Source organism: Ramlibacter albus (genome assembly GCF_014297445.1).
GTDB classification, from domain to species: Bacteria; Pseudomonadota; Gammaproteobacteria; order Burkholderiales; family Burkholderiaceae_C; genus Ramlibacter; species Ramlibacter albus.
In genome coordinates, this window is sequence record NZ_JACORU010000001.1 from 496,538 (window position 1) to 505,166 (window position 8,629).

6 protein-coding genes are annotated in these 8,629 nt (G+C 69.8%); 2 read left to right on the forward strand and 4 right to left on the reverse strand.

Features of this window, described 5'->3' with window-relative positions:
* The first annotated feature begins 127 nt into the window (after positions 1-127).
* Both H8R02_RS02400 and H8R02_RS02405 read left to right on the forward strand, forming a co-directional pair.
* Positions 128-604, forward strand: coding sequence for a MarR family winged helix-turn-helix transcriptional regulator (locus H8R02_RS02400; RefSeq protein WP_187079741.1), 477 nt, complete (start codon positions 128-130; stop codon positions 602-604).
* Entirely contained in the window at positions 601-2,238 is a 1,638-nt protein-coding gene (locus tag H8R02_RS02405) for an AMP-binding protein (protein WP_187079742.1), read from the forward strand. The genes H8R02_RS02400 and H8R02_RS02405 overlap by 4 nt, the downstream gene beginning before the upstream one ends.
* Before the next feature lie 41 nt (positions 2,239-2,279).
* Here the strand turns inward: H8R02_RS02405 and H8R02_RS02410 are convergent, their stop codons facing one another.
* Genes H8R02_RS02410 through H8R02_RS02425 form a run of 4 tightly spaced genes read right to left on the reverse strand, consistent with a single transcriptional unit; the run spans position 2,280 to position 8,604 of the window.
* On the reverse strand, positions 2,280-4,415 hold the full coding sequence (locus H8R02_RS02410) for a site-2 protease family protein (RefSeq protein ID WP_187079743.1): 2,136 nt from the start codon (positions 4,413-4,415) through the stop codon (positions 2,280-2,282).
* Between the two features lie 11 nt (positions 4,416-4,426).
* A complete protein-coding gene (locus H8R02_RS02415; RefSeq protein ID WP_187079744.1) occupies positions 4,427-5,752 on the reverse strand; it encodes an efflux RND transporter periplasmic adaptor subunit in 1,326 nt (441 codons plus the stop codon).
* A 7-nt stretch (positions 5,753-5,759) separates the two neighbouring features.
* The gene (locus tag H8R02_RS02420) at positions 5,760-6,611 is read right to left on the reverse strand and encodes an efflux RND transporter periplasmic adaptor subunit (protein ID WP_187079745.1); all 852 of its coding nucleotides are present in this window, start codon (positions 6,609-6,611) and stop codon (positions 5,760-5,762) included.
* Positions 6,612-6,633: 22 nt separating this feature from the next.
* A complete protein-coding gene (locus tag H8R02_RS02425) occupies positions 6,634-8,604 on the reverse strand; it encodes a TolC family protein (protein WP_187079746.1) in 1,971 nt (656 codons plus the stop codon).
* Positions 8,605-8,629 lie beyond the last annotated feature (25 nt).

Here is an 8,629-nt window from a genome sequence, read left to right on the forward strand (position 1 = left end):
GCCGGAGCGCCGCGTCAACGCAGCGGTGTAGGACGAAACCGTCACTTTGATACGGAACAAGGCGGCACGCCGGTTGACAGCATTTTGTTGAGGTTTAAACTATTTAGGCCCAACCAAAGGTCGAACCATGGACATGGAAGCCCGCGCGCACAGCGAGCACCCGGAGGCGCTGCGCCTCTGGCTGCGCCTGTTGACGTGCACCCAGATCGTCGAGAAGGAAGTGCGCGCGCGCCTGCGCGAGCGCTTCGACACCACCCTGCCCCGCTTCGACCTGATGGCGCAGCTCGAGCGCGCGCCCGACGGGCTGAAGATGAACGAGCTGTCGCGGCGGATGATGGTCACCGGGGGCAACGTCACCGGCATCACCGACCAGCTGGTCACCGAAGGGCTGGTGGAGCGCATCGACGTGCAGGGCGACCGGCGCGCCTACCGCGTGCGGCTCACGGCGCGCGGCCGCAAGCAGTTCAACGACATGGCGCGCCAGCATGAAAGCTGGATCGTCGATGCGTTTTCCGGGCTGACCGATCGCGAGGTCGCCACCCTGCACAAGCTGCTGGGCAAGGTGAAGGACCATGCCCGCGCCCAACTGGAGGAGCACGAATGAACGCGGCGCAGTACGCTGCCTCGGCGCAGCAGGACACCTTCGTGCACGACAGGCTGCCGCCGGCCGATGCCATGCCGCGCATGCTGTTCGACCGGCCGGAGCTGAAGCTGCCGGCGCGCGCCAACCTCGTCGAGGAGCTGCTCGACAAGGCGGCGCAGAAGGGTTGGGCGCAGCGGCCGATGCTGCGGTCCAGCGCGGGCGTGCTCACGTACGCGCAGGCGCGCGAGCGCGTCGACCGCATCGCGCGGGTGCTGGTGGAAGACCTCGGCCTCGTGCCCGGCAACCGCGTGCTGCTGCGCGGCGGCAATTCCGTCGGTCTCGCGCTTGCGTGGCTGGCCGTGGTGAAGGCGGGGCTCGTCGCCGTGGCCACGATGCCGCTGCTGCGCGCTCGCGAGCTGGGCGACATCATCGACAAGTCGCAGCCGGTGGTGGCGCTGTGCGATGCGCGCCTGCTGGACGAGCTGGAGCTCGCACGCAAGGAGCGGCCGGTGCTCGCGACCGTGGTGGCATTCAATGCGCCGGATCGCGCCGACTCTCTCGAGTCACGCGCTGCGTCCAGGCCCGGCGATTTCGCGGCGTGCCCGACCGCCGCCGATGACATCGCGCTGCTGGCTTTCACCTCCGGCACCACGGGCAAGCCGAAAGCCGCCGTGCACACCCACCGGGACGTGCTCGCCGCGTGCGAAGCGTGGCCGCGCCATGTGCTGCGCGCCGCGCCCGACGACATCGTCGTGGGCAGCCCGCCCCTTGCCTTCACTTTCGGGCTGGGTGGCCTGCTGGTGTTCCCGATGTGGGCCGGCTGCTCGGTGTATTTCCCCGACGCGCCGTACACGCCCGAGGCGATGGTGAAGATGATGAACGAGGTCGGCGCCACGATCTGCTACACCGCGCCCACGTTCTACCGGCAGATGGCCCCGCATGCGAAGCAGCAGGGCCTGCGCACGCTGCGCATCAGCGTGAGCGCCGGCGAGGGCCTGCCCGATGCGACGCGGCAGTTGTGGAAGGACGCGACCGGCATCGAGATGCTCGACGGCATCGGGGCCACCGAGATGTTCCACATCTTCATCTCGTCGGCCGGCGCCGATGTGAAACGCGGTGCGATCGGCAAGGTCGTGCCGGGCTACGTCGCGAAGGTGGTGGACGACGACGGCAACGAAGTGCCGCGCGGCACGGTCGGCAAGCTCGCTGTGATCGGGCCCACTGGCTGCAAGTACCTCGACGACGCGCGCCAGGCCAACTACGTCAAGGCCGGCTGGAACTATCCGGGCGATGCCTTCATGCAGGACGAGGACGGCTACTTCATCTACCAGGCGCGCGCCGACGACATGATCATCACCGCCGGCTACAACGTCGGCGGGCCCGAGGTGGAGGACGCGCTGCTCAAGCACCCCGCGGTTGCCGAGTGCGGCGTGGTCGGCAAGCCTGACGAGGAGCGCGGCATGATCGTGAAAGCCTACTGCGTGCTCAAGCCCGGCAACACGGGCGATGCGGCGATGGTGAAAGCGCTGCAGGAACACGTGAAGTCGATCATCGCGCCGTTCAAATACCCGCGCGAGATCGAGTTCGTGACTGTGCTGCCGCGTACCGAAACCGGCAAGCTGCAGCGCTTCCGTTTGCGCGAGATGGCGCGCTGAACCGTCATCCCCGCGAACGCGGGAATGACGGTCTGCGGGCCTTAGAAGCTGCTCTCGCGCACCAGCACGGTCATGCCGTGCCGCAGCGCCGACGCCAGCGACTCCCACACGCCCGTGGGCACGACGAGCCGGCCGGCCTCCACCTGCTGCGGCGCCGGGCCCGCAAGCTGCACGTCCACCTGGTAGATCGTCTCGCGTAGTTGCCACTCGCCGCGTGCATCAGCAGTCGCCGTGAGGTCGCCGCCGTGGCGACCCTCGAGTAGCGGGTGCGGCAGCACACGCGAGCCCGTCGTGTCGATGCGAACGATGCGGCCCTTCTCGATCGACTCCTCGCCATGGCGCGGCACGAACGAAACTTCGTCGCCGACGTGCAACCGCCGCACCTGCGTCTCCGACACCCACGCACGAACCTGCGCCCGCTGCGAGTCGACGACACGGCCCAGCAACCGCTTGGGGCTGACCCATCGCCCGGGGACCAGATCGGGAGGCATGTCCACGACACGGCCGGCATGCGTCGCGCGGATCGTCATCAAAGCCAGCTCGGACGCGACGGCCTGCTGCTCCGCGAGTGCCTGCGCGAGCTCTTCCTGCAGCACGAGCGCGCGCTCGCGCTGGCGGTCGCTCGCCGGGATGCGCGAGAGCTCGCCGTTGGTGCGCTCGATGCGGATGGCGCTGGCCTGCGCGCGATACGCGAGGTCCGGCGCCTGCAGCTCGATCAGCGTCTGGCCGGGCTGCACTCCCTGCCCGGGGCGCACATGCACGGCGCCGATGCGCGCCGGGCTCGGTGCGTACAAGCGGCTTTCCTCCGCCGCGATGCGCAGGGCCGGCGCGCGTGACTCGCCCGACCACGCGAAGAGCGTGAGGCCGCCGAGGAACACGCACACCACCGCCGCCAGGCGCAGCCAGCGCGGATGCAGCTCCTTGCGCAACTTCCATAGCGCCGTTCCTTCGGACACCACGGGCCGGAAGATGAACCAGCCCACCTCCACCAGCATCAGCAGGATGCCCAGCAGCTTGAAGAAGGCGTAGTACACGAGCGCGGCGATGCCGAGGAAGACCACCGCTCGGTAGGTCCACGTCATCAGCGCAAAGGCGATCAGGAAAGTGTCCAGCTTGCGCCCGTTGCTTTCCGGCGCCGGCCGCTGCAGCCCCCACAGCAGCCGCCGCGTCCACCAGCGCGCCATGTCGCCGCTGCGCTCGTGCAGGTTGGGAAAATCCAGCGCGTCCGACAGCAGGAAGTAGCCGTCAAACCGCATGAACGGGCTCGCGTTGATCGACAGCGTGATGAGGATCGACGTGGTCGAAAGGAAGAAGAGCGCGCTGCGCAAGCCGCCCGGCGGCGCGAGTGTCCAGAGGAAGAGGCACACCAGCGCGATCGCCAGCTCGGTGACGATGCCCGCGGCCGCGATGCGGAAGCGCGCCTTGTGGTCCTGCAGCTTCCAGCTGTCGCTGGTGTCCGTGTAGAGCACCGGCCAGAGCACGAGGAACGCGAGGCCCATCACCGGCACGCGCACGCCATAGTGCCGCGCCACGAAAGCATGGCCCAGCTCGTGCAGGATCTTCGCGAAGAACGCCGCCGCCGCCGACGCCACGATGCCGTTGAACGTGAGCAGGCCCGCGAAAGCCTCCGTGTAGTCGTTCCATTCGCGCGCGAGCAGGAAGGGCGTGACGACCGCCAGGACGGCCAGCAGCACCAAGGCCGGTGCGGACACGAGCCGGCGCGCGACGGGAAGCATCCGCACCAGCCACGCGTCCGGCCGCACCAGCGGCAACCGGAAGAACAGGTAATGGTGCAGCAGCCACATCGCCCAGTGCGACTGCCGGCGCTGCCACATCTGTTGCAGCACCATGAAGTCGGCGCGCGACGTGGTGTCGACCAGCTGGTGGCGCACGAGGAAGTCTCGCAGCACCAGCACCTCCTGCGGGTCCACCGGCGCGCCGACCTGCTCGCTGGTGCGCTGCGCCACCACGGCCGCGTTGTCGCCGGCCCGCCACTGCGCAAGCATCTCCACGTCGAACAGGCCCAGCTCGAAGTACTTGTTGCGCAGCGCGTCGTGGATGCGGTAGCGCGGCGACCCGTCGTGGAAGGTGCCCACGCGCTGCACGTGCAGGTCTTCGCGCAGGCCCGGCAGCGGCGCCTTGGCCGGGTCCTGTCCGATCGAGAGGGCGAGGCTCATCGGCAGGAGCCCTAGAAACCGATCACGCGCCGCGCGGACGCGAACGGCCTGCGCAGCAGGTAATAGCCGAGCGGCACGTAGTCGCCGTACACCTTGGCACTGCCGCGCAGGCCCAGGCGCGGCGGCTGCGTGCCCGGCGCGAACTGCGCCTTCAGCACGTACGCGAGGCCCGCATCGACGGTGTTCTCTGTTTCGTAGGCCGTCTGCGTGAGCTTGGCCGTGAGCGTGTCGAGCGGCGAGATGTTCTGGTGGAACTGCACCTCCCCGCCCAACTTCAAGTCGATGGCGTCGTCGGCGGGCAGGTGGAGCGTGAGGCCCACGCGCGCCGGGTTGGCAATGGTGGCAATGCGCTCACCCGTCGCGAGCGGACGCCCCACCCACTCGTCCGGGCTGGAGTACGTGACGAGCCCGTCGATCGGTGCCTTCAGCTGCACGCGCTCCAGCAGCTCCTCGGTGTACGCCAGCTCGGCCTGCTTTTCGTCGATGCGCGCGCGCAGCGTGAGCAGCTCGGAGCGGCTCTGGTCGTCGCCGAACGACTTGGATCCCGCACGCGCGAACTCGGCGCGCGAGATCTCCAGCGCCTTCTGCGCCATCGCGTGGCGATTGCGGACCACGGTGTCGTCGATCGATGCGACGACGGTGCCGGCTTTCACCAGCGTGTTGGGCGGCACATGGAACTTCGCGAGCACGCCTTCGATGGGCGCGGCAATGGACGCCGGCTCCAGCGGCGTCACTTCCGCGGGCGCGACGGCCGACAGCCTCACCGGCACCGCCATCAGCGCCACCAGCACGCCGGCCGCGACCCACATCCACTTGCGCGAGGCCCGCAGCCGCTGCCGCCACCCGGTCAACCAGCCGCGGCCCTGCCACGCAGAAAGCACCAGCGTCACCTGGCGGCAGGCAAGCTGCAGCACGGCGAGCTGCTGTTTCTCCGGCTCGTTGTCGAAAGCGGTCAGCACCCAGCCCACGAGCGTGCCCGCGGGCGAGGTGAGGCGGCACAGCACCGCGTGTTCGGGCAGCCACTCGCCCCAGTCGCGCGCCAGTTCTTCGGGCACGGACGACGGCGTGAGCACGGCGAGGTCTTCCTGCCCCGCATGGCGCACGAGCTGCGCCAGCCACTGCGCGAACGGCGCGTTCTCGTCGACCTCGGCGAGGTGCGACACGGAGGCGACGCGCACGTGGCGCACCACGTCCGGCTGCAGCAGCACGGCCAGCCGGAACGGCAGCACGGTGCCGAGCCGGTTGACGGCGACGAAGCCCGCCTCGGCGGCGGACCCCGCCCCGACCAGCTCTGCCTCGTAGCGAAGCAGCGCCTGCGCGGGATCGAGCACTTCCATGGAGAACCTAGCGCGGCGCTCCTTCGAACGTCGCCTTGCCGATCATCCCCGGCAGCACGCGTGCGGGCATGCGATCGAAGCGGCCGAGCAGCTCCACCGTCTGGCTCGACCCGTCGATGCGGCCGGAGATCTTCGACACCTGCGCGTTGTACGTGGCGCCCGTCTCGTCGATCTGCACCTTGAAGCGCGTGCCGGGCCGCACCCAGCGCACCCACGAAGAAGGCACGTACAGCTGCACGCGCAGCGACGCGGTGTTGAGGATGTCCAGCAGCGGCTCGCCGGGCTTCACGACCTCGTGCGCATGCGCGCGCGTGCGCACCACGAGGCCGGGGAACGGCGCGGGGATCGTGCACTGGCGCTCCTGCGCCTTGGCGGACTCGAGCTGCGCCCGCGCGGTCTCCGCATCGGCGGCAGCGGTGACCACGTCGATGTCGGCAACGGCCCCCAGGCTCTGCTGCTTCAGCTTCGACAGGTGGATCTCGCGCGCCCGCAGCAGCTTGGCCTCGGCTTCCTTCACGAGCGCCACCCGCTCGGAGCAGTCGAAGGCGACGAGCAGGTCGCCGGCGCGGAAGGTGTCACCGACCTGCCGGGGCATGGCGGTGACGCGGCTGTCGCGGCCCATCTGCGAAGACAGCGTGGCTTCCTGTTCGGCCACCACCAGCACGCGCACGTCGCCGGACGAAGAAGCGATCGCTGCGGCAGGCACGGATGCGGCGCGCGCAGCCGCGGCAGCGGGAGCGTTGCGTGCGGCGGTGCCGTCGTTCACGGCAGCGGGCGCCTGCGCTTGCGCGCCCAGCGCGGCGGCCAGCAGGCCCGCGGCGAGGACGCGGGCGGCCGGCAAACGGAGGTCGGTCATCATGTCGGGCATTCTTCCAGAAGCATCAGGGTGTAGCCGGCGCGGGCGCGGGGCCCGACCACGTGCGATCGAGGCGCAAGGCGCCGCCCTCGGTGAGGCTGAGCGTGTCGCGCGCACGCGGCGTGCCGCCCACCAGCCGGCGCAGCACGTCGGCCACCTTGAAGACGGCCGCCTCGCCCAGCACCTTCCACTGGTCCTGCGTCACGGGCTCCACCAGCATCGAGTTCATCTGCACCACCTGCAGCAGGTTGCCGCTCGGGCCGTCGGAGAGCGTCACCTTGACGTTGACGGGCCGCCCGGACGGCTGCTGCGGCGCCATCTTGACGGCGACGTCGACCTTCACCGCGGGCGAACGCTGGTCGAGCGTGAAGCGGCTCACGTTCATCACGTTCACCATCGACTGCCGGAAGTCGGCAAGCGATTCGTTCGGCACGCCGACGATCTCGCCGATGCCCACCGGGCTGACCGGCGTGTTCGCCACCAGCCGGAAATGCTGCTGGCCGAACTGCGCCAGCGCACCATCGAGCTGCTTGGCGAGCGTCGGGCCGTCGTCCACGTTGGTCTGCGCGTCGACGATGTCGTAGCCGACCGAGTTCATCACGCGGCCCATCGCATGCTCGAGATTGGCATGGATGATGTCGCGGTTGATCTCGGTGATGGCCACGCGGGCGGCGGCGCGCATCAGCTCCAGCTCGGTCTCGAAGCCGGACTGCTGCGCGGCCTGCATGCTTTGCAGCAGCGCGCGGTCGTCGGCCAGCGCCTGGTTCCAGATGCCCATCTCGTGCCGCAGCAGCTCGTAGCGCGACACGGCCACGTGCGTCTGCGCCATCACGGCCATGGTGAGCGCTTCGCGCCTCGCGCGGTCCAGCTCCACGTTGGCTTTCTGGGCGCGCTGCATCGCCGGCAGCGACAGCAGCTTCAGCAGGTTCAGCGCGACGCCGCCGGTGGCGTCCACCCACTCGTTGTTCACGAGGAAGCGGTTGCTGTCGTAATTGGGGCCGAACGCGAGGCTCAGGTTGGGCATGAGCGAGAGCAGCTGCCGCTTGCCCTCGTCGGCGGTGATGCGCACGCGCAGCCGCTCCTCGGCCAGTTCGGGCCGGCGCTCCAGCGCCATCGCGGCAAGGTCTTCGGCGCGCGTCGTGAGCTCGGGCGCCACGAGGGCCGCCGTGCTCGCGGGGCCCGCGATACGGTAACGCTCGCCGGGCGCGATGCCCACCAGCTCCGAGAACTCGCTGCGCCACTGCGCGAGCTCCTGCCGGCGCTGGCTCAGCTGCTGCTGCAGGTCCAGCAGCGAGCGGCGGTAGGCAATGATCTGCAGCGGCGACATGAGCCGGCGCGACTCGATCAGCCGCGAGCGCTCGGCCGCCTGGTCGATCTGCTCGATCATCTTGTCCATCTGCGGCAGCAGGCGCTGCGCGGCCTCGGCGCGCCACCACGCGAGGCGCACATCCTGCACGAGGTTCTGCAGCGCGCGGCGGCGCCGCTCCTCGGCGATGAGCACGTTGTCGGCGTTCTGCCGCGCACGGAAGTAGCTCAGGCCGAAGTCGAGCACGTTCCACGACAGCGCCGCGTTCGCGGTGCTGCGGATGCGCTCGCTCGCAGCCGACGGCGTGGTGGAGATCGTGCCGTCCGGCTGGTAGCCGACGCCGAAAGCGTCGTTGTTGCGCCAGCTGTAGCCGGCCGACAGCGCCAGGCGCGGGAGCATGTCGTAGCGCGACACGTCCAGCTGGCCCGACTGCACCATCTGCTCCATCTGCCGCACGCGCAGCTCGAGGTTGTTGCGGATGGCGCGCGCCGTCGCGTCGGGCAGCGTCATCGGGCCCTTCACGGGTTCCAGCCGCGCGGTGATCGCGGCCAGGTCCTGCTGCGCCTGCGTGGAGTTCTCCTGCAGCGTCAGCGGCCTGGGCATGACCGAGCAGCCCGCCAGCAGGGCGGCTGCGCCCAGGCTGCACAGGGCCCGCGGGCCACGCCATTTCTCCTTCCTCACGACGTCCATCGTTCTCTCTTTCTGTTGGTCGCTG